Origin of the sequence: Marinobacter azerbaijanicus (assembly GCF_030250645.1) — a bacterium.
Taxonomy (GTDB): Bacteria; Pseudomonadota; Gammaproteobacteria; order Pseudomonadales; family Oleiphilaceae; genus Marinobacter; species Marinobacter azerbaijanicus.
The window spans coordinates 140609-162595 of sequence record NZ_JASSVS010000013.1 but is presented as its reverse complement, the minus strand read 5'-3'; the positions used below and the strand labels follow the sequence as shown (position 1 = coordinate 162595).

Sequence of the window (21987 nt, the reverse complement as noted above, 5' to 3'; positions counted from 1 at the left end):
TCAACTTTTTAAAGAGCGTTCGGGGCTTGCCCGATCAAGGTGGCGTATTCTACATCGAATCACCGCCTTGTCAACCGTTAATTTTGGCTCCGATTTAAAACCGGAAAACTACCAATCAAATCAAACAGTTGCCTTTCAATTTCTGACCCGCCTCAGTGGCGTGTCCCTCGAAAGAGATGCGCATTCTACAGAGCTATGAGCATGTGTCAACGAGGTTAAACAACTATTTTTGCAATGTCTCGGTTAGCACCTATGCGACTGTTCAATCCGCGTTCAAAGTGCTCATTATCTACCCCGAATTCAGGCAGACTGGTTTGCCGACTGGCGCGATTTTCTGAACAACGCCAGAACCGGTCCTGACAATGCGTATACAAGAAACCCGGTAAACAGCACCGTGGCCGGGTCAAGCGCAACCACCACAAACACAAGCACCACCAGAAGAATGGCAGCGAAAGGCACCCGCCCCCGCATATCCAGATCCTTGAAGCTCTTGTAGAGGATGTTACTGACCATCAGCACGCCACAACCACCCACAACGATGATGGTCATCAACGTCAACCAGCTGGCCGGCTCCACCGCATGGAAGCACCAGACCAGTCCGGCCACGCAGGCTGCCGCTGCAGGGCTGGCCAGTCCGACAAAGAACTTTTTATCCACAGAGCCGATCTGTGTATTGAATCGCGCCAAGCGTAAAGCCGCGCCAGCCACATAGATAAAGGTGATGGCCCAGCCAACCTGACCAAGGTTATTCAATGACCAGAAGAAGGCCACCAATCCGGGAGCAACGCCAAAGGCCACCATGTCGGCAAGGCTGTCGTATTCCTCGCCGAATTTGCTCTGGGTGTTGGTAAGCCTGGCGACACGACCATCGAGGCCGTCCAGAATCATGGACACAAAGATTGCAATGGCTGCATTATCGAACACACCGTTCGCAGCAGAAACAATGGCATAGAAGCCGGAGAACAACGAAGCTGTAGTCAGGGCGTTCGGCAGAAGATAGATACCCTTGCGGCGGACCGGGGCACCTTCAACAAGCTCTTCCTCGACCACCTCGCCCGCCTCGATATCATACTCGGCACCCTCTAGATGACCCTGCTCCTGCGTCTCGGCTTTTGTGGTTTCTGTATTCGTCTGCTTTTTTTCGTCACTCATTCCAGTCACTCCGGAAAGCATTTAGGCGGAGTATATACGAAAAACGCGGCCACCCGGGCCGCGTCTTTCAAACCAGGCCGGGCTGCCGGCTCAGTTTTTCTCTTTGTCCACGATCTTGTTCGCGGAGATCCAGGGCATCATGGAGCGCAGTTTCTCACCGACGGTCTCGATCTGATGCTCGGCATTGATGCGGCGGCGGGCCGTCATGGACGGGTAGTTGCTGCTGCCTTCCTGAATGAACATCTTGGCATACTCACCGGTCTGGATGCGCTTCAGTGCGTTGCGCATGGCCTCACGGGACTGCTCGTTGATGATCTCCGGGCCAGTTACATACTCACCATACTCCGCGTTGTTGGAGATGGAGTAGTTCATGTTGGCGATACCGCCTTCATACATCAGGTCGACGATCAGCTTGAGCTCGTGCAGGCATTCAAAGTAAGCCATTTCCGGCTCGTAACCACCATCCACCAGCGTTTCGAAAGCCGCTTTGACCAGCTCGACAGTACCACCACACAGGACAGCCTGCTCACCGAACAGGTCGGTTTCGGTCTCGTCCTTGAAGGTGGTTTCGATGATACCGGTACGACCACCGCCAATACCGCTGGCATAGGACAGGGCCAGATTCTTGGCATTACCGGAGGCGTCCTGGAAAATGGCAATCAGGTCAGGAATACCACCACCACGGGTAAATTCGGTGCGTACCGTGTGGCCCGGCGCCTTGGGTGCGATCATGATCACGTCCAGATCCTTGCGCGGTACGATCTGGTTGTAGTGGATCGAAAAGCCGTGGGCGAACGCCAGCGTAGCGCCCTGCTTCAGGTTCGGCTCGATCTCCGCGTTGTACAGCTGCGCCTGGAACTCGTCTGGTGTCAGCACCATGACCACGTCGGCAGCGGCAACAGCAGCAGGGACATCGCTGGTCTTCAGACCATAGGCCTCTGCCTTGGCGATGGAAGAAGAACCCGGGCGCAGACCAACAGTCACATCAACACCGGACTCTTTCAGGTTGCACGCATGAGCGTGGCCCTGTGAGCCAAAGCCGATGATGGCAACTTTCTTGCCCTGGATAATGGAAAGATCGCAATCCTTATCGTAGTAAACCTGCATGTATAACCTCTATATATTGTATTGGCCTGTTCGGGGCCGTCATTGTACAGAATGATGTCTATGCCTGTTACAGGCTTAAAACCTTCTCGCCGCGGGCGATGCCGGACACACCGCTACGGACAACCTCGAGCACACCGGATGTGCCAACCGCCTGGATAAATCCGTCCAGCTTTTCACTATTACCGGCCAGCTGGACGGTATAGACAGAACTGGTGACATCCACAATCTGGCCACGGAAGATATCAACGGTACGCTTGATCTCGGCCCGCTGGGAGCCGGTTGCCTTGAGCTTGACCAACATCAGCTCGCGCTCGATGTGGGAGCCTTCGGTGAGATCCACCAGCTTGACCACTTCGATCAGCTTGTTCAGCTGCTTGGTGATCTGCTCAATAACCTTGTCAGAGCCTGTGGTTGTGACCGTAAGTCGTGACAGGGTTTCGTCCTCGGTAGGCGCCACGGTCAAGGTTTCGATGTTGTAGTTGCGCTGCGAGAACAACCCCACAACACGAGACAGGGCGCCTGGTTCGTTCTCAAGCAAAACAGAAATGATTCGACGCATGATCAGACCCTCTCCGTCTTGCTGAGCCACATATCCTTCATTGAGCCGCGAGCCACCTGCATGGGGTAGACATGCTCAAACCGGTCAACGTAGATATCAACGAAGACCAGGTCATCCTTCATAGCCAGCACTTCTTTAAGCTTTGGCTCCAGGTCTTCCTTTTTATCAATCCTGACACCCTTGTGACCGTATGCCTCTGCCAATTTGATGAAATCAGGCAAGGATCCCATGTAGGACTCGGCGTGGCGGGACTCATAGTTCATGTCCTGCCACTGCTTGACCATACCCAGCGCCTGGTTGTTCAAGTTGATAATTTTCACCGGCAGATTGTACTGCTTGCAGGTGGACAACTCCTGGATGTTCATCTGGATACTGCCCTCACCGGTAATACAAAGCACCTCGTCATCTGGATGCGTCAGCTTGACGCCCATTGCGGCCGGCAAACCGAAGCCCATGGTGCCCAGACCACCGGAATTGATCCAGCGGTTGGGTTTGTCAAACTTGTAGTACTGGGCCGCAAACATTTGGTGCTGCCCCACGTCAGATGTCACGAATGCCTCACCATTGGTGAGTTTCCAGAGCGCTTCAACCACTTCCTGCGGCTTGATCACATCCGGGCTGGTCTCGTAGCGCATACCGTGGAAAGCACGCCACTCTTCAATCTGCTTCCACCAGGCAGCAATTGCGTCGGCGTCAGGCTTTTCCTTGCTTTCTCTGACGAGAGTGATCATCTCCTTGAGCACCGCATCTACAGGACCAACGATGGGGACATCCGCATCAATGGTTTTGGAGATGGACGCCGGATCAATATCGATATGGACAATGCGCGCACCGGGACAGAACTTCTCGGTGGCATTGGTTACCCGATCATCGAATCGCGCGCCCACACACAGGATCAGATCCGAGTGGTGCATGGCCATGTTGGACTCATAGGTACCATGCATCCCCAGCCAGCCAAGGTGCTGTTTGTCGGAAGCCGGATAACAACCAATGCCCATCAGGGTATTGGTAATGGGGTATCCCAGCATCTTCACCAGTTCGGTCAGCTGGTCCGTTGCCTTGCCAAGAATCACACCGCCGCCGGCATAGATAATGGGGCGCTTGGCCGCCATCAGCATGTCCACAGCCTTCTTGATCTGGCCGGCATGGCCGCGAATGGCCGGATTGTAAGAGCGCAGTTTCACCTTCTTCGGGAAAACATACTCGTAGCGCTCGTTGGGTGTGGTCATATCCTTGGGGATATCGACTACCACCGGCCCGGGCCGACCGGTTGCGGCGATGTAATAGGCCTTGCGGATGATTTCCGGGATATCCTCCGGATGACGAACGCTCAGGTTGTGCTTCACAACAGGACGGGAGACACCGATCATGTCAGTCTCCTGGAACGCATCTTCACCAATCAGGTTTGATGCAACCTGACCGCACAGAACCACCATGGGGATGGAGTCCATAAATGCGGTGGCAATGCCTGTAATGGTGTTGGTGGCTCCAGGACCCGAGGTCACCAGTACGGTACCCGGCAAGCCGGTGGCACGGGCATAACCGTCGGCCATATGGACCGCCGCCTGCTCGTGACGCACCAGAATATGCTTGACCTTGTCCTGCCTGAACAACGCATCATAAATATGCAGCGCTGCACCACCCGGATAGCCGTATATGTATTCGATCCCTTCATCTTGCAGGGACCGGATCAGCATATCGGCGCCAGACAATAACTCCACGATGTTCTACCCTCTTCTACGAGTGAATGAGCCGGGGAAACGTCCCGGTTGCCTGGATGTCCGAACCTCCGGCTTCTTGTGAAAGCCGAACCGGATACTCCGCCACACCAGCTGTAAGAGGTTGTCTCCTGGCCAGCCGCCCTCCTGAGGGTTGCGGAGAACGACCAATCAACGGGTTGCACGTAAGCAACAACCCGTCCGCGACCTGCGCGGGGCATTCGGTGTGGTAATTAACAGGGGATACTCGCACGGGATTGCCTGCCGTATTGACCCCAGTCTTCAGGCGATCTGCAATTTTGACAGCGCTGAACTCCCTGTCAATAGCGGCGGCGGTATTCTCTGCCCCATACCCGACAAAGGTCTGCCATACTTTGTGCCAGTATTTGAACCAGACTCGAGAAAGTTACCTTTACAAATGGCATGATAAACATAGGCTAGACAGAGATGGTGCTGTTTTAGGCAGTACTCCGACGAGGCTAACGCGGAATGAGTAGAGGCATGAACAGAAAAATTCTCACCCTGGCAGTACTTCTGGCTGTGGCACCGACGATGTCTTCGGCTGCCTCCGTCTACAAATGGACCGATGAAGAGGGGGTTACGCACTTCGGGGACCGGCAGCCAACCGGACAACAGGCAGAATCGGTCAGCATACGTACCGGCAAGCGCTCAGAGAACAACCGTCAGAGCCCGCAGGAGCGGGTTGAAGCTCTGGAAAACCGGGAAGCCGAAAATGCCGAACGGCAAAAAGAAACCGCCCAGGAAGAGGCACGCCGCAAGCAGCGGGAAGCAAACTGCGAAACTGCACGCAGCAACCTCAGCATATTGAAGCGTAACAGCCGGATTCGTGTGGAAGAGGATGGTGAGCAGCGTTACCTGTCGGAGGAAGAAATTGAAGAGCAGCGCAAGAAATTTGAGGAAATAGCCGAAGAGAATTGCGGCGAGCCTTCCGGAGACTGAACCTGAAAGGCACAAAGCAAAAGCCTTCAGGAATGCAGGAATAAAAAAAGGCGGAGCGAGCTGCTCCGCCTTTACCCCAATTATCCAGCCTTGGAAAATTCCAGAGCGTGATCCTTGACTGTCCCTTTGATGGTATCCCCGGGCAGGAAGTCACCCTGGAGGAGCCTTTGCGACAGCGGGTTCTCTATCATTCGCTGGATGGCGCGCTTCAATGGGCGGGCACCGTAAACCGGGTCATAACCCACTTCTGCCAGCAACTGCATGGCTCCATCGTCCAGCTCCAGCTTCATATCCTGTTCTTTCAGGCGTTTGCTGAGGATCTCGATCTGGATCTTGGCAATGCCCTGAATCTGGCTTTCTGCCAGCGGATGGAACACAACCACTTCATCCACCCGGTTGATAAACTCGGGCCGGAAGTGAGTGCCCACTTCTTCCATGACTGCTGACTTCATGGCTTCGTAATTCTCTTCACCTGCTTTCTGTTGGATGATATCCGAGCCCAGGTTAGAGGTCATCACGATGACAGTATTCCGGAAATCCACAGTCCTGCCCTGACCATCCGTCAGGCGACCATCTTCGAGCACCTGCAGCAGAATGTTGAATACGTCCGGATGCGCCTTCTCAACTTCGTCCAGCAACAACACTGAATAAGGCCTGCGACGCACAGCTTCAGTCAGGTAGCCACCCTCCTCGTAGCCAACATAGCCAGGAGGCGCACCAATCAGTCGGGCAACGGAGTGTTTCTCCATGAACTCGGACATATCGATCCGGACCATGGCTTCTTCCGTGTCAAACAGGAACGAAGCCAGCGCCTTGCACAACTCGGTCTTACCCACACCCGTTGGCCCCAGGAAGAGGAACGATCCATTGGGACGATGAGGATCCGAAAGGCCTGCGCGGGAACGCCGCACGGCATTGGAAACCGCTTCCACGGCTTCGGTCTGACCGATGACACGGCTGTGCAGCGCTTCTTCCATGCGAATGAGCTTGTCGCGCTCGCCTTCCAGCATCTTCGATACAGGAATGCCCGTCCACTTGGAGACCACTTCGGCGATTTCCTCGTCCGTCACACGGTTGCGAAGCAGTTTCATCTCCATCATTTCGGCCTGGCTCGCCATATCCAGCTGACGCTCCAGCTCTGGAATCTGGCCGTACTGCAGCTCGGACATGCGGCCGAGGTCACCGGCGCGACGGGCGTTTTCCAGGTCAATCCTGGCCTGCTCCAGCTGGCTCTTGATCTTCTGGGAGCCGTGCAATGCCGCTTTCTCAGTGTTCCAGACCTCTTCCAGATCCGCGTATTCCCGCTCAACACCGCTTATCACATCCGAAAGCTCTGAAAGTCGCTTTTTGGATGCCGCATCGGTTTCCTTTTTCAGCGCCTCACGCTCGATTTTCAACTGGATCAGGCGCCGCTCGAGGCGATCCAGCGCTTCCGGCTTGGAGTCCATTTCCATACGGATCTGGCTCGCCGCCTCGTCCACCAGGTCAATGGCCTTGTCCGGCAACTGGCGGTCCGTTATATAGCGGTGGGACAGCTTGGCTGCCGCGATAATGGCGCCGTCCGTCACTTCCACCCCATGGTGAACTTCATAGCGTTCCTTGAGGCCACGCAGTATTGCGATGGTATCTTCCTCATTGGGCTCTGAAACCAGTACCTTCTGGAAACGACGCTCAAGGGCTGCATCCTTTTCGATATTTTCGCGATACTCGTCCAGGGTTGTCGCGCCCACACAATGCAACTCACCCCGCGCCAGGGCAGGTTTGAGCATGTTGCCGGCATCCATGGACCCTTCGGCTTTACCAGCGCCTACTACGGTGTGGATTTCATCGATAAACAGGATGATCTGCCCTTCCTGCTTGGCCAGCTCATTAAGCACGGCTTTCAGGCGCTCCTCGAAATCACCACGGAATTTGGCACCGGCAATAAGCGACCCCATGTCCAGCGACAATACGCGCTTGTTCTTGAGGCCTTCCGGTACTTCGCCATTCACGATTCGCTGGGCAAGCCCCTCCACAATGGCGGTCTTGCCCACACCCGGCTCACCGATGAGCACCGGGTTGTTCTTGCGGCGACGCTGCAACACCTGGATGGTCCGACGAATTTCATCATCACGACCGATAACCGGGTCCAGCTTGCCGGCCTCGGCACGTTCAGTCAGGTCAATGGTGTATTTGGACAGAGCCTGGCGGTTTTCTTCCGCCGAGGCATCATCGACCGGTTCGCCACCGCGCACTTCATCAATCGCGCTTTCAAGTGACGACTTGTCGACGCCTTGCTCCCGCAGAACCCGCCCGAGGGTCCCCCGGTCTTCCAGGGCCGCCAGCAGCATCAGCTCACTGGAAATAAACTGGTCGCCGCGTTTCTGCGCCAGTTTGTCAGCGATATTGAACAGACGCCCCATGTCATTGGACATGGACACATCACCCGCCGAACCCTGTACTTCCGGCAGTTTCTCGATTTCCTGAACCACAGCCTGTCGGATACGGCCCGGCTCAGCACCAGCCTGTTTCAGTAGTGGCTTGATGGAGCTGCCTTCCTGATCCATCAGTGCCTGCATCAGGTGCACCGGCTCAATAAAATTATGATCCCTGCCCACCGCAAGGGACTGTGCATCCGCCAGTGCGGTCTGCAGTTTACTGGTCAGTTTGTCGATTCTCATGATCTTGGATTCCCCAATTTTTTCTCATGCCGCCCGGAACATTTCTCCGAGGGCAGCATTTGGTCTGCTTTGACAGTTAATGTAGGGGCGATCGGCAGGACTTCAAGCGACCGGGCTAAAGAAGTGTCAGAAAATTGACGGGCATCATGTAATATAGATCAGGCTGGCCATTCGTCCGGTCTGGCCATCACGGCGGTATGAAAAAAACCGATCCTGGTCCGTCACCGTGCAGAATTCGCCACCATACACCTGCAGCACGCCGGCGGCGGCCAGTCGCTGCCTGGCAAGTTGGTAAATGTCAGCAAGGTAATGCGCGTCATTGCGAGGGCTGGGGACAAAAGCTCCAGCTGCCAGCGGATCATTCAGAAGGAAGATCTCCCGCACCTCAGGGCCCACCTCGAACTGATCCGGGCCAATGGCCGGCCCCAGCCACGCCATAACGCAGGCGGGATTTCCGAACTGCGCAACCACCCGTTCAAGCACGCCATCCGCAAGCCCCCGCCAGCCGGCATGAGCCGCAGCCACCCGCCCATTGGATGGATCGCAGAAAAGAACCGGCAGGCAATCCGCGGTCAATACCACGCAGACGTTTCCTGCCGTGGATGTAACGCTGGCATCGGCGCGAACGTGCCCTGTGCCCGGCAACTCCACCACGTCAGTACCATGCACCTGATTCAGCCAGCCAAAACGCTCTGCTCCGGGACCCAGCCGTTGACGCAGAATATTGCGATTGCGATCCACATCCTCCGGCGCATCGCCTACATGAGCGCCAAGGTTCAGGGTATCCCAGGGCGCGCCGCTTACTCCGCCTGACCTGGTTGTACAGACAGCCCGGACCCAGTCCGGTGCCGGCCAGTCCGGAGTGATGAGGGGCAGATCAGAGGTCATGATGCTCCATGTCCTTGACGTGTTTACGCAGTGCTGCGAGTAGCGTCTCCATGTCCTCGGGCAGGGGCACTTCCCAGGTCATCACCTCCCCTGTTTTGGGATGTTGCAGGGTCAGCTGCCTGGCGTGGAGCGCCTGACGCTGAAACCCGGCCAACACATCCCGAAGTTCGTCGGTCGTTCCCTTGGGAAGGCGAAGCCGGCCACCATACTGCGGGTCGCCAACCAGAGGATGCTTGACATGGGCCATGTGGACACGGATCTGGTGTGTGCGACCACTTTCGAGCTTACACCGCACATGGGTATGCGCAGCGAAGCGTTCGACCAGCCGGTAGTGGGTAACAGCGGGCTTGCCCGTTGGCACCACTGCCATTTTCTTGCGCTCACGAGGGTGGCGGCCAATAGGCGCGTCCACTGTCGAGCCTCCTGTCAGGGTTCCCACCACGATTGCTTCGTACTCCCGCCCCATGGTGCGAGTCTGCAACTGGTCAACCAGTGATGTATGGGCAATCAGACTGCGAGCTACCACCATGATTCCCGAGGTATCCTTATCAAGCCGATGCACGATCCCGGCCCTTGGCAGATTTTCCACCTCAGGGGCGTAGTTGAGCAGCGCGTTCACCAGGGTACCATCCGCATGACCCGCGGCCGGATGCACAACCAGACCCGCCGGCTTGTTGATCACCAGCAGGTGCTCATCCTCATAGACCACATCCAGTGATATCGATTCCGCCTGCCAGCTTACCTGAGCCTCTGGTTCGGCATCCAGTTCGAGCCTGTCCCCCAGCATGACCTTGTCACGAGGCTTGCAGGTCTTTCCATTCACCGTCAACGACCCGCTTTTGATCCAGCCCTGCAGTCGTGAGCGCGAGTGTTCCGGCATCAACTCCGCCGCGGCCTGGTCCAGACGACGGTCGCTGTATTCCGGCGGTACGGAGAAGCTGGCGATAATACGGTTTTCAGATGACATTAAGCCCCCGGGGCCGGTGATAAGTGTTACGTGTGAGTCAGAAATTCCCCTTCGGCGGCGAGTGCCACTGCACAAGGGAGCAGATCCCCGTTACAATGGCTCACCATTCGAATATTCGCCATTATACGGGATTCCGGCATGAGATCAGTTTTTCGATTACTGCTAGTGACCATTGCAGCACTGATGATCAGTGCCTGCGCCTCCAACAAGCAGGAAGAAGTATTGCCGGAAGAGACCTATTACGAGAATGCCCGGGACGCAATGAACTCGGGCAATTTCAACGAGGCAGAACGGAACCTCGATTACCTGGAGACCTATTATCCGTTCGGCCGCTATGCGGAACAGGCCCAACTGGACCTGATCTATGCCCGCTACCAGAACCTTGACCTTGAAGGGGCGCGCGCAGCGGCTGATCGCTTCCTTCGCCTGAATCCCCAAAGCGACCACGCCGATTATGCACTCTATATGCGTGGCCTGGCCTCGTATAATCTGGATATCGGCCTGGCAGCAAGATACTTCCCTGTTGAAGTTGCGGCCAGGGATCCCGGCGAACAACGCCAGGCCTTCCGGGACTTTTCCGAGCTGCTGAACCGCTACCCTTCCAGCGAGTACGCTCCCGACGCCCGCCAGCGCATGATTGCCATCCGCAACCGTCTGGCCGAGCTTGAGCTCTTTGCAGCCCGCTACTACATCAGCCGCGAAGCCTATATCGCGGCCAACAACCGGGCACGCTTCATTGTGGAGAATTACTCGACCACGCCCTCGGTTGAAGAGGCGCTGATCATTCTCGCCGAAACTTTCAGCTTCATGGATCTGAAAAAAGCGTCGGCCGATGCAGTGGCCATGCTGCAGGAAAACTTCCCGGACAGCACGGCTTTCAATGAAGACGGTGAGTTCCAGGCAGATGTACTCAAGCGCGAGGACCGCTCGCTGTCCAGCGTGGTCACCTTTGGCCTCATGGGTGACGAATAGTCAGTTTCCGCTCTTCCAGCCATTGGTGATGGGGTAGCGGCGATCCTTGCCAAAGCCCCTTTCTGTAATTCGCACACCAATGGGCGCCTGCCTGCGCTTGTATTCATTGATATCCACCAGACGCACAACCCGATCCACGTCTGTCCTGTCGAAGCCCTGGGCGACGATGGCGTCGGCGCTCAGGTCCCGCTCCACATACAGGTTGAGTATCTGGTCGAGCACGTCATAACCGGGCAGGCTGTCCTCGTCTTTCTGATCCGGCGCCAGTTCAGCCGACGGCGGGCGGGTAATAACCCTTTCAGGAATGACCTGGGAAAGGCTGTTTCGATACCAGGCCAGCCGGAAAACCAGCGTCTTCGGGACATCCTTGAGCACGTCAAAGCCACCGGCCATATCGCCGTAAAGGGTTGAATACCCCACCGCCAATTCGCTCTTGTTACCCGTCGTCAGCACCATTGACCCAAACTTGTTGGACAGGGACATCAGCAACACGCCCCGCAGCCTCGCTTGCAGGTTTTCCTCGGTAGTGTCCGGCTTTGTTCCTTCGAAAGGGGCTGCCAGGGTTTTCATGAACGCATCGTACATGGGCTCGATGGAGAACACGTCATACTGCACGCCCAGGGTGGCTGCTTCGGTCTCCGCGTCCTCAAGACTGATACTGGCTGTATAACGAAAAGGCATCATCACGGCACGCACACGGTCGGCACCCAGGGCATCAACCGCCACCGCCAGGGTTACCGCGGAATCAATGCCCCCGGACAGCCCGAGAACCACCGATTTGAACCCGTTTTTATTAACGTAATCCCGCACCCCCAGCACCAGCGCCCTGTAGACATTTTCTTCCAGGGACGGCTCGGGAATGGCTGGCTGTAAAATTGGCTGGCAATGGTGCTCACAGATGAAGTCCACAGGATAGAGCCCTTCGCTGAACTGGGGAGCCTCGGCGGCGAGGCTGCCGGAGTGGTCGTACACCATTGAACCGCCGTCGAAGACCAGCTCATCCTGACCGCCCACCAGGTTCACGTAGACAATACTGACCCGGTTCTCACACGCCTTACGCTCAATCAGAGCCTTTCGGCGGGCCTGCTTGTCAATATCATAGGGGGACGCATTCAGGTTAATAACCAGTTTCGCGCCCGCTGCGGCAGCACTCTCCACGGGGCCATCGCTCCATATGTCCTCGCATACGGTGACACCCACCGGGACCCCCTGGATGTCCATTACGAGGGTATCCCGGCCATCGGCAAAGTAGCGCTTTTCGTCGAACACCTGATAGTTGGGGGGAAACTGTTTGAAATAGCGGCCGGTTATCTCGCCGCGCTCAATAATTACTGCAGCATTGTATAACAGCGCACCCTCTCTGACCGGTGCGCCGATGATGATTGAAGGACCGAGCTGTTCTTCACGCAGGCGTTCCAGAGCTTCCGCAATACGGACTTCCATGCTCGGGCGCAGGAGCAGATCTTCCGGAGGATAGCCGGTCAGGCATAGCTCCGGGAAAACCACCAGGTCTGCCTGGTGCTCCGTTTCCGCACGCCGGGTGGCCTCAATCACCCTGCCCGTGTTACCGGGAATATCGCCTACCAGGAAATCGAGTTGGGCCATGACCACTCTCAATTTGCCAGGATCCCGACCGCCGGGTGATTGATCCTTTTGCACGGACATAAAAGCAGCTCCTGTAACTCATTGCCATTAAAAGGCTATTATAACCCCGCAGGGCAACAGAATTCTCGCGGGACACCCATCGTATTATGACAAAAACATCAACTGCTGATCTCCAGCCCAACGCGGACGCTCCTCCCGCCAGCCAGAGAGGCAGGCTGTTTCGTATCTACAACCACTACAGAGTGGTCGTCAGCATTATCCTGGTGGCGCTTTTATTTGTTGATCCCATAAACTTTGACTCCCGCTTCCGGGCCATGGACTACTACCAGGCCGGAGTTGTCAGCTACCTGGCCATCAACGGTTTTATCGCCCTGGTGATGCTGGCCGGTTTCCAGCCAAGAAGCCGCCACATTACCATCTCAATACTCATGGACATCCTGCTGCTCCATGTACTCCTGTTTACCAGTACCGGCATCACCAATGGCCTGGCCAATCTGGTCATCGTCTCGGTAGCAGCCGGGAATATCCTGACACCGAGCAGAATTGGTACCTTCTATGCAGCACTGGGGGCCATCTGTTCACTGAGCATCTCAACCTGGTCTGTCATGGTATTTGACGAATCAGCCGACGAAATTGTCCGGGCAGGATCACTGGGCATTCTCTATTTCGCCGCGGCCTTTATCCTGCAGTACATCTCCCGGCGCATGCTTCGCAGCGAGGCCCTGGCCAGCTCAAGAGCCCGCAGCATTGCCGAACTGGAACAGATCAATCGGCAGATCATACAGCGCATGCGCACGGGTATTCTTGTCTTGAACCGATTCGGGCACATCCGCCTGGCCAACGCTGCAGCCGAAGAGTTGCTTTTCGGCCTGGCCGGTGAACAAGCCGACCACCAATCCAGTCGGGGGCGCAACCTGCCACAGCCTCTGCGCCTGGGCCTTGAAGACTGGCTGAAAGATCCGGCCCGCAGAACCGCTCCCTTTCAGGCCACTCCGACCTCGCCCATGGTTCAGGTTAATTTTACCCAGCTTGACCAGGAGCGTGGCGACCAGATTCTGGTGTTCATCGATGACATGAGCAAGGTGACCCAGCAGGCGCAACAGATGAAGCTGGCCTCCTTGGGTCGACTGACCGCCGGCATCGCCCATGAAATCCGCAACCCGCTCGGTGCCATCAGCCACGCCTCCCAGTTGATGGGAGAGTCCCCCAACCTAGACGACGGCGATCGCAAGATGCTGGATATCATTGAGCGGCACTCTCGCAGAGTTAATGGCATCATCGAGAATGTGCTGGATCTGTCCCGCCGCCGTGCTGCAAATTCGGATCTGGTGGACATCAGTCAGTGGCTTTGTGCATTTCGTGACGAGTATCTCCAGACCCAGGATACTGAACACCAGAAACCTGCCCACATCGGGTTGCGAACGGAAGAGAACCTGCCACAGGCCCGCTTCGACGTGAGCCAGATCGAGCAGGTTATGGTGAACCTTTGTGACAACGGCTTACGATACAGTGAACAGGCAACCGGCGAGCGCAGGATTGAACTCTATGCCGGCGCCACGGCGGATGGAGAGAGAGCCTTCGTGGATGTTCGTGACTTTGGCCCCGGCATTGCCCCAGAGCACCGGGTGTCTGTTTTTGAGCCGTTTTTCACAACTGATAAAAGCGGGACAGGCCTTGGCCTTTATCTGGCACGTGAACTGTGCGAGGCTAATCAGGCCCATCTGTCCCTGGTGGATGACAACCTGCCCGGCTGTTGTTTCCGCATTACATTCGCCCATCACGGGCGGATGATATAACCAACCCGGAAGCCCGGCAGTGTGAACAACGACATGGAACTGACAACAATCCAATGACCACTCATACAGCGCTGATCGTAGACGACGAACCGGACATCCGGGATCTTCTGGAAATCACACTCACCCGCATGGGCATTCATACGCTGACGGCCCCGGATATCACCAGCGCAAAGAAGCTCCTGGGTGAGCACCGGCCACAGCTCTGCCTGACCGACATGAACCTTCCCGACGGCAACGGTATCGAGCTGGTGCAGTGGATCCAGCAGAACACCCCCTGCACCCCGGTGGCTGTTATCACCGCCTATGGCAATATGGACACGGCTATCGAGTCCCTCAAGGCCGGTGCATTCGATTTTGTTTCCAAGCCCGTTGAACTGCCCCGCCTGCGGGAGCTCGTCAACAGCGCCCTCAAGCTCTCGGAACCAGAATCCGAGGCTGATGTTTCCCCCGATGAACCGGGCCTTTTGCTAGGTAATTCTGGTGAGATAAAACGCCTGAGAAATCAGGTCAGGAAGCTGGCGCGAAGCCAGGCGCCGGTATTTATCAGCGGGGAATCAGGAAGTGGCAAGGAACTGGTTGCGCGTATGATCCACCTACAGGGGCCCCGCCGGGACAAGCCGTTTGTTGCGGTCAACTGCGGCGCGATCCCATCCGAGCTGATGGAAAGCGAGTTCTTCGGCCACAAGAAAGGGAGTTTTACCGGTGCCGTGGACAACAAGGACGGCCTTTTCCGTTCCGCCGACGGTGGCACCCTGTTTCTGGATGAAGTGGCCGACTTACCCCTGGCCATGCAGGTGAAACTGCTACGGGCCATTCAGGAGAAAGCCGTACGGCCGGTAGGTGATACCAGAGAAGTGCCTGTGGATATTCGTCTTCTCAGTGCGACGCACAAGGATTTGCCAGGGCTTGTCCAGGAAGGGGAATTTCGTCAGGACCTGTTCTACCGCATCAACGTGATTGAGCTGCCGGTGCCTCCCCTGAGGGAGAGACCGGACGACATCAGCCTGTTGGCGAACCATATTCTTGAACGTATTGCCCGGGAATACGAATGCGAACCCGCTTCCCTGACTCCGGATGCCATTGACCGCCTTAAAGCCCATGATTTCCCCGGCAATGTCCGTGAACTGGAGAATATTCTCGAACGCGCCTTTACGCTGTGCGATGCCGAGCTGATTGGACCGGAGGACCTGCACATTGGGAACACCCCCTCGCCTGCCGGGCTATCGGGTGCAAACAGTATTGGAGCCTCGTCGAAGGGCCAGGATACGCTGACCTTGCCCGATGGTGAGATTGACCTGGAGGGCTACCTGGAAACCATTGAGCGCCAGGCCATAGAGAAAGCCCTTGAGGCGACCCGCTGGAACAAGACAGCGGCTGCCAAGCGGTTGGGAATCAGTTTCCGGGCGTTAAGGTACCGACTCAAGAAGTTGGGGATGGAGTAAGGGATCAGAGTCTGTCCGGCAGTATTCAAACACAGGTTCAGATTGTTTAGTATAGCGACTGCTCAGGATGAGCACTTACGCCAGCGGCGTTGATAGACAACACGGGAAGGAGCCCAGTCATGATCAATCTCAACCAGGCCCGGGGCGTTACGCTCCTGGAACTCCTTATCACCCTTGCGATAGCCACAGCTCTGATGACTGCCGTCGTACCAGGCTTCAGTAATGTTATCGCCAACACTCAGGTAGAAACGGCCACAGACAAACTCATCAGGGCCGCTTTCCTGGCGAGAACCGAATCAATCAAACGCGGACAACGAGTCATCACGTGCCTGAGTAATACAGACACTGCGTGCGATTCCTCCTCGCCAGCCAAACTCCTGATCTTCGCAGACCCGGACCGCAGTGGAGCGCCAACATCGCCCGCCGACATAATTCGAACGCTTGAACTCAAAGAGCCGGCCATTACCATTACCTACAACCGCCCTTTTCTTGCTTACTTGCCGACAGGTCACGCGGCCGGAACCAATGGCACTTTTACGGTGTGCCATACGTCGGGAATCGGAAACATGATCATTATTTCCACTCTGGGACGTCCCCGAAAGGCCATCGACTATGACGGCGATGGCATCGTCGAGAAGACCCCTGGGAAACCGCTCAACTGCTAGATTGATGCAGCGATTACCAGCAGGTACTGGCAGGATTTGCTGTGCCCGCCTTGTTTTCGGAACTCTTCCCGGTATTTGTGTGGGAAATATTCCAGCACTCCTCATCATCTGCCTGGCCTTCTCCGGCTGCAGGCTGGGCGGTTAGCGTGAAGCACGAATAAACAGTTGTGCTGCCTCCGACCGTAGAACTGCAACTGGGATTACTCAGCGAGATCGTGTAAAGCCCCTCATCAGAGCTGATGCTCGTCGTCCCGGTCGCAATACTGGTGTCATCCAGCAGCGTTCTGAAGTCTGCCGCATAGGTTGCGGGTGAACTCCTGGTATAGAAGCGCTCCTGTGCAGCCGCCAACCGCGCTACCGTGGTCGTCGCATCTGCACGCTGGCTGCGAACAACCGAGTCCCGGTAACTTGGGTAAGCTATCGCAGCAATAATGCCCACGATAGCCACCACAATCATCAGCTCAATCAGCGAAAAACCCTTTTGCATAATAATTTCCAATTAGAAAGAGAGTGATTCGATCTGTCGCCATGACTGGCGACCACTCACCGGGGCTCCCACGGTCTGTTCCGTGGTATTGATGGCACCGGTCGACATGTTGGTAATCGCCTTCACCGTGCCGGACGTTCCCTGATGATACGTTATGCTTGACGCATAACCCGGTCCGAGGCCCACCACACTTCGCGACATCTCGCGCGAATTCACCACATACTCATTCGATGTGGATAGCGGCGCATCCGGTGTCGCAGTTCCCGTCAGGATAGACAACGCATACAGGAAACTCTCCCCATCCAGCTCACAACTGAGGGCTGGTGGCAGATACTCGGTAAACCCGAAACTCTTGCGATCCGCAGGGTTGAGAGTCGCTTTATTGGTAACCCGCCCAGACGCCTCACCAGCGGTGTAGCTCATCCGAATCTTCCAGCCAGGATAATCCCGGAGCGTCGACTCAAGCTGATCAAACGTCGAAACGGAGTCGCCGCCAATCGAGAGGGTTGCGACAGATCCCGAGGAGATATCCTTTACCTCGCCACTCTCTTCAAATACGGCCACATCCGTTGTATCAACCAGTGCGGACGGATCGACGGTACCGTAAGTCAGGTCACCATCAGTGCCGCGCGGCTCCTTGATACCGTAAAAATACTGCTGATCATCCAGCGCATTGTCATCTGGCACCAACAGCTTCCCTGTGCCAAATAGCAGCCAGCGTTCGCCAAAGGTGTCCCGAACCGTGGTGGGTGCAGCCTGAATTGGCAACCCGGGGTTCATCATCACACTCTGCTGAGCGCCGGAAAGCCCGTAGTAAGTCTTGCTTGCTCCATCATTATCTTCGATAAGAATTCTGTGCAGGCGGCCAGAAGGCGAGCCTGCAGAGCCTTCAATAGTACTGACGTAAAGTGCGTCTTCACTGCTATCACGATCCCAGTCAGCCGTCTCCATTCCACCGACATAACCATTGGCTCCACCCAGATCAAGGGGGTCACTTCCGGCAATTGTTGTAAAATAGCTGGTGGATGCGCTACCGGTGTTGGCATTCTGAACCAGCTGGTTCAGATCAATGGCAAACAACCGGGCCGTCTGATCGCTCTCTGCTCCGCTGGTGGCATTTGTTCCTCTGGGGCCACTACCAAGCACGAGATACCAGTCATTGACTGAAGGTGAGCTCCAGTCACCGGTAGTCGTGTCGGGCGCACGATTCTTTACGACTGCGGGCCGACTAAGCGTAAAGCCGAGTTCCGGAGCGGTCACCTCTCCAAGCAGTTTCGGCGGCTGTTCGGGGTCTGTCACATCAAAGATCACATAAGCCGATCTCATCACCTGGGAAGCCCCGTCCACCTCTATTTCAAGAGGAGCACCACCAAAACGCATGCCCATCACCATAACGGTTCCCCAACCATCCGGGTGTACAGCATCATCCGGGAATATGTTGGCGTCGAATACCACGGGCTCACCGTCCATGTAGTAAACATGCTGATAATCGGGCTCGGCCAGCCACCTTAGGTGTGGAAGGAGGTTTGACGGCACATAGGCCCACATTTCCTGCCCAAGAGGTCGAGTGGTCTTGCCAGTTGAGGTTGTGGAGAACTTTTTCTGGCCCGCATCCCAGAAGCCACCATTGAAGGCGTGGATCATGCCGCCATTGGAGCCCACATATACAACCTGCCTGCGGTTGATGTACTGATCCACGAAGTTTTCATAGGTAGAGTCACCGAACAGGCGGTCGTAATTACCATTAGGCGTTGCCACCACTGCCGGCGTGGAATGAATGATGTCTCCAAGTCGCCAGACTTCATCAACTCCATCGTTGTCATAATCAATGGTTCGATTTCGAAGCCCCGCGATCTCTTTGCCTCGCAAAAAGTCCACCAGATCACCGAGGCCAATAGCGCTGGGTAAGCCGAAATATTCATGGTAATCAGCGTAGCTGCTACCCATCGCAGAGCTCGTAAAACCAGTGACATCCTGCTCATCAATCTCGCCATCGCTATTTCTGTCCAGGGCCGTCAGGATATATCGGCGGTCAGAATCTGCACTCGTGTAGGTGCTCCGCTGTTCCTCGGGAAATGAAGTCTCCGCCAGGGAATCCACTGCACTCCAGATCGGCTTCAGATCATTCAACTCCACTGCTGTGCCTAAGGGAACCAGGTCACCACTGGTATCGAACTCATAACGCTGAACAAAGGTTTTCTCGACACTGGGGTCAAACTCAAGCTGGACAACTCTGTCGGTGTCGTAGTCATCCAGTTGGGCGTTGTTGTTGGAATCCTCCCGGAGAAGACCGGCGTCATCGATAAATATCGCACGGAGCGTACCAGTCCAGGTAACCGTGTTATTACCAACCGAGTTCTGGGGCTGGTACAGCGCCTGATACACAGCACCAACACCCGAGCTGCTGTTGGCAACCACGGCAGCATTAGTACCCGATGCTGTGCGCGCAACCAGGGCTTCAAATATGCGCTGCAGCTGGTTGACCAGAAGCCCCGGGTTGCTTGAGAAGAAATAGTTGTCGGGAATTCCGTCCGAACCGCTCTCCCCGGTCCGGTTATTCACCAGGTCCCACTCACGGGTATCGCCGGTTGACCCTTTGTATGTCGGGTCACCGCTGCCGTCCTTGTCAGCAAAGCCACCGTATTTCGCTGCCAGGAAAAGCGGCTTGTCGAGAAGTTCCCCGCCGGAACTTGTACTTGGCTGATAATTCTTCGCTACCGGATCGTAACCGTAGTCGCTGCCAGCACTGCCACATCCTACTGACGCCGAAGCTCCGGTAGTTGGAACAGGCATCAGCGGGTTACCATCTGCGCCGTCCTGGTCTACCTGACACAGGTCATTCCGATTCTGCCCTCCCGGCCGGAGCAACCAGTCACTGATACCATCATCGTCGCTACCGGTGACAACATAACCAAACCTGATATCAAAACCGGCTGCGGTGTATGCAACGCCCTGGGCGATTCTAAGCCGCCCACTTGGCACGGCAACATCGTCATAATCTGCACCAGTGCGGGTATCATTATCAGTGTCGCCGCAATCCGAGTCGGAACCGCCTACGCAGAAGCTTATGACCTGCGAACCATCAAGGTCATAGTCGCTACCCCAGGAAGAATCCTCCCAGTGAAACATCAGTGTGCCAGAGATAACGTTCCCACTTCCGTCAGTTTCGGTAGCAAGGACTTCAACATCAAAGAGACTACAGGGTATCCAGTTGGTACTTCCCGTGCTTTTGGACTGGCAAGCAGGAAGAAAACGGATGGTGCCGGAACCGACAGGAATCTCAAAACTCGGAACAGATTCCGCCAGCTCGACTCCATAGGTATCGACTGTTTGATTACCATCCATTCCGGAATCAGCTCTCAAATCTGCGGTCTTCGCATGACTGGCCAGACCTGCAATCTGATAGCTACCTTCAAGAGCCGGGGCTTCCGGGCAAATGCCCAAGGCCACGCTTAGATTGCTAACGCTCTTCGAAGTACAGATCAGATCCCCGGTAGACGTGGTCAGGTCGCCCACCAGGAAATTTTGCGGAAACGCGCCATATTCAGCGGTCCCCACAGCATTTGTCTTGGCGGACACATCACTTACTCCCGAGAGGCCCTCAATATCACTGACAGACCCCAGGTTGTCGCCATCAAACGACGCAACGCCGGACGAGATCATGATGATTGAACAGGCTGCGCAACGGGTATCCGTGTTGAGAGGATGTACATCGAGGCTGGCCGGCCAGCTGGCGTCCTTCAGAGCGCTGATATACGTGGTATCGGAGCCGCTCGAAAAGTCGGCTGTGGGGCCGGAGGCCCCGGAAAAGTAACGAACAGCCTCGGCATAAATCTCGGCAATCGGGTTACCCCAGTCACGGCAGGCGTTGGTCTTATTCTTGAAATTGGTAATGGATATACCCGGGCCACCGCAATCATAATCGGAGCCGTCCCAGCCGATGATCCGGATGGCATCAATGGACGATATAATGCCATCAACGTTATTGAACACGCCGTTGCTCAGGTCAACTTCATCGTCAGCCGGGTCAGGATTAGTGCCAATAAGGCTAATATTCTTGCGCAGCCTGCCCCCGGCGATGTAGTTCTCGTAACCGCCACTGATCAGCCCGAACTTCAGATCGCCACCTTCACCATATTGCTGTAACAGGCCGGCCGGCTTTGCATTCCCAGCACTGTACTGTCTGCAACTGCTGCTTTCGGAATCTTTTCCCGAAACGCAGGCTTTAACCCTGACAACATGCTCAGAGCCATTGTTCAGTTGATCATCGCTGGATGGACGATTCGCTCCAGATCCCCACTGGCACTGGCGCGACTCATTTACCGACCACCGCCTGTAACTGCCTTCCGCCAGACGCAACTGCGGCTCGCTGGTTGACGAGTATGGGTGGGCAGAGGAAACGTTACACATGGACAGTGCGCCATCATCCAGGCTCGTGCTTTCGTAAGGTGTAAAGCTCCGGATATCAGATCCGTCGTATACCTTTGCAAAAGCATGAACGTCACTTGGAATGTAGGCACGCTCAAGAATCGTGGAACTGGCCGTATCCGTAGAACGTTTGCCGCCGTACATCACGCGCCGCAAGACATCGACGCGCGTCATGGTTGCCCAGTTGAGGAAGTTACCACTCCACTGGCCAGACCCGCCGCAACTGTGCTCGTTGCTACCACCAGCAACCGCATCCGGCTCAAAGGCCTCATCCGTAGAATTGTAGGTATAGCACCAGTTGCTATCGAAATAGCCATAATAATCAAAGGTATCGATATAGGTGATGTCCAGCTCGCCATCACTATCGATATCCGAATAGTCTGTATACGCCTTGTAGAAAAGCTGGTTGTCGACCGACAGCCCTAGCATGACCAGCGGCGTTTCCTGGGAGGTCAGCACCGGCGGCTGCATCGTAAAGTCGCCCGATTTCAGAGTTGGCGAGTTCACGGTCACGCCCAGAGAGGTCTGGGACAGGAGCAGCAGACAGACAGCGCCAACTGAAACAATTTTGGTTTTCATAT

The 21987-nt window shown here is 55.9% G+C and carries 16 protein-coding genes; 6 read left to right on the top strand and 10 right to left on the bottom strand.

Features of this window, described 5'->3' with window-relative positions:
* The coding region (locus QPM17_RS20020; RefSeq protein ID WP_285393208.1) for a hypothetical protein at positions 1-199 on the top strand (199 nt) is incomplete at its 5' end.
* A 101-nt stretch (positions 200-300) separates the two neighbouring features.
* Here the strand turns inward: QPM17_RS20020 and pssA are convergent.
* The 4 genes from pssA to QPM17_RS20000 form a co-directional block, all read right to left on the bottom strand.
* Complete coding sequence (gene pssA / locus QPM17_RS20015) at positions 301-1152, bottom strand: CDP-diacylglycerol--serine O-phosphatidyltransferase (RefSeq protein ID WP_285393207.1); 852 nt, start codon at positions 1150-1152, stop codon at positions 301-303.
* 90 nt (positions 1153-1242) lie between these two features.
* A complete protein-coding gene (gene ilvC, locus QPM17_RS20010; RefSeq protein ID WP_135956668.1) occupies positions 1243-2259 on the bottom strand; it encodes a ketol-acid reductoisomerase in 1017 nt (338 codons plus the stop codon).
* Between the two features lie 67 nt (positions 2260-2326).
* Positions 2327-2818: an acetolactate synthase small subunit gene (gene ilvN / locus QPM17_RS20005; RefSeq protein WP_285393204.1), complete on the bottom strand. Its 492-nt coding sequence runs from the start codon at positions 2816-2818 to the stop codon at positions 2327-2329.
* 2 nt (positions 2819-2820) lie between these two features.
* The gene (locus QPM17_RS20000) at positions 2821-4539 is read right to left on the bottom strand and encodes an acetolactate synthase 3 large subunit (protein WP_285393203.1); all 1719 of its coding nucleotides are present in this window, start codon (positions 4537-4539) and stop codon (positions 2821-2823) included.
* Positions 4540-5037: 498 nt separating this feature from the next.
* On the opposite strand from QPM17_RS20000, the gene QPM17_RS19995 reads away from it, so the two are divergent.
* Positions 5038-5496 carry a DUF4124 domain-containing protein gene (locus tag QPM17_RS19995; RefSeq protein ID WP_285393201.1) on the top strand — a complete coding sequence of 153 codons (459 nt, stop codon included), beginning with the start codon at positions 5038-5040 and terminating at the stop codon, positions 5494-5496.
* A gap of 80 nt (positions 5497-5576) precedes the next feature.
* Here QPM17_RS19995 and clpB read toward each other — a convergent pair whose 3' ends face one another.
* From clpB to rluD, 3 genes are all read right to left on the bottom strand, one after another.
* On the bottom strand, positions 5577-8156 hold the full coding sequence (clpB, locus tag QPM17_RS19990) for an ATP-dependent chaperone ClpB (RefSeq protein ID WP_285393200.1): 2580 nt from the start codon (positions 8154-8156) through the stop codon (positions 5577-5579).
* A 144-nt stretch (positions 8157-8300) separates the two neighbouring features.
* Positions 8301-9044, bottom strand: coding sequence for a peptidoglycan editing factor PgeF (gene pgeF, locus QPM17_RS19985; protein WP_285393198.1), 744 nt, complete (start codon positions 9042-9044; stop codon positions 8301-8303).
* The gene (rluD, locus tag QPM17_RS19980; protein ID WP_285393196.1) at positions 9034-10011 is read right to left on the bottom strand and encodes a 23S rRNA pseudouridine(1911/1915/1917) synthase RluD; all 978 of its coding nucleotides are present in this window, start codon (positions 10009-10011) and stop codon (positions 9034-9036) included. Before rluD ends, pgeF begins: the two co-directional genes overlap by 11 nt.
* Before the next feature lie 138 nt (positions 10012-10149).
* On the opposite strand from rluD, the gene QPM17_RS19975 reads away from it, so the two are divergent.
* On the top strand, positions 10150-10983 hold the full coding sequence (locus tag QPM17_RS19975; protein ID WP_285393194.1) for an outer membrane protein assembly factor BamD: 834 nt from the start codon (positions 10150-10152) through the stop codon (positions 10981-10983).
* Here QPM17_RS19975 and QPM17_RS19970 read toward each other — a convergent pair whose 3' ends face one another.
* Complete coding sequence (locus QPM17_RS19970) at positions 10984-12648, bottom strand: NAD+ synthase (RefSeq protein WP_285393193.1); 1665 nt, start codon at positions 12646-12648, stop codon at positions 10984-10986.
* Positions 12649-12734: 86 nt separating this feature from the next.
* Between QPM17_RS19970 and QPM17_RS19965 the strand changes: the two genes are divergently transcribed.
* The 3 genes from QPM17_RS19965 to QPM17_RS19955 all read left to right on the top strand — a co-directional run bounded on the left by QPM17_RS19965 (position 12735) and on the right by QPM17_RS19955 (position 16491).
* Entirely contained in the window at positions 12735-14384 is a 1650-nt protein-coding gene (locus QPM17_RS19965; RefSeq protein WP_285393191.1) for a sensor histidine kinase, read from the top strand.
* Positions 14385-14437: 53 nt separating this feature from the next.
* Positions 14438-15826, top strand: coding sequence for a sigma-54-dependent transcriptional regulator (locus QPM17_RS19960; protein ID WP_285393189.1), 1389 nt, complete (start codon positions 14438-14440; stop codon positions 15824-15826).
* Between the two features lie 119 nt (positions 15827-15945).
* Positions 15946-16491, top strand: a complete 546-nt coding sequence (locus QPM17_RS19955) for a GspH/FimT family pseudopilin (protein WP_285393187.1) — start codon at positions 15946-15948, stop codon at positions 16489-16491.
* A 13-nt stretch (positions 16492-16504) separates the two neighbouring features.
* Here QPM17_RS19955 and QPM17_RS19950 read toward each other — a convergent pair whose 3' ends face one another.
* Positions 16505-16978 carry a type IV pilin protein gene (locus QPM17_RS19950; protein WP_285393185.1) on the bottom strand — a complete coding sequence of 158 codons (474 nt, stop codon included), beginning with the start codon at positions 16976-16978 and terminating at the stop codon, positions 16505-16507.
* Positions 16979-16990: 12 nt separating this feature from the next.
* Positions 16991-21985 (bottom strand): pilus assembly protein, encoded by a 4995-nt coding sequence (locus QPM17_RS19945; protein ID WP_285393183.1) that lies wholly within the window; start codon positions 21983-21985, stop codon positions 16991-16993.
* Between the last annotated feature and the right edge of the window lie 2 nt (positions 21986-21987).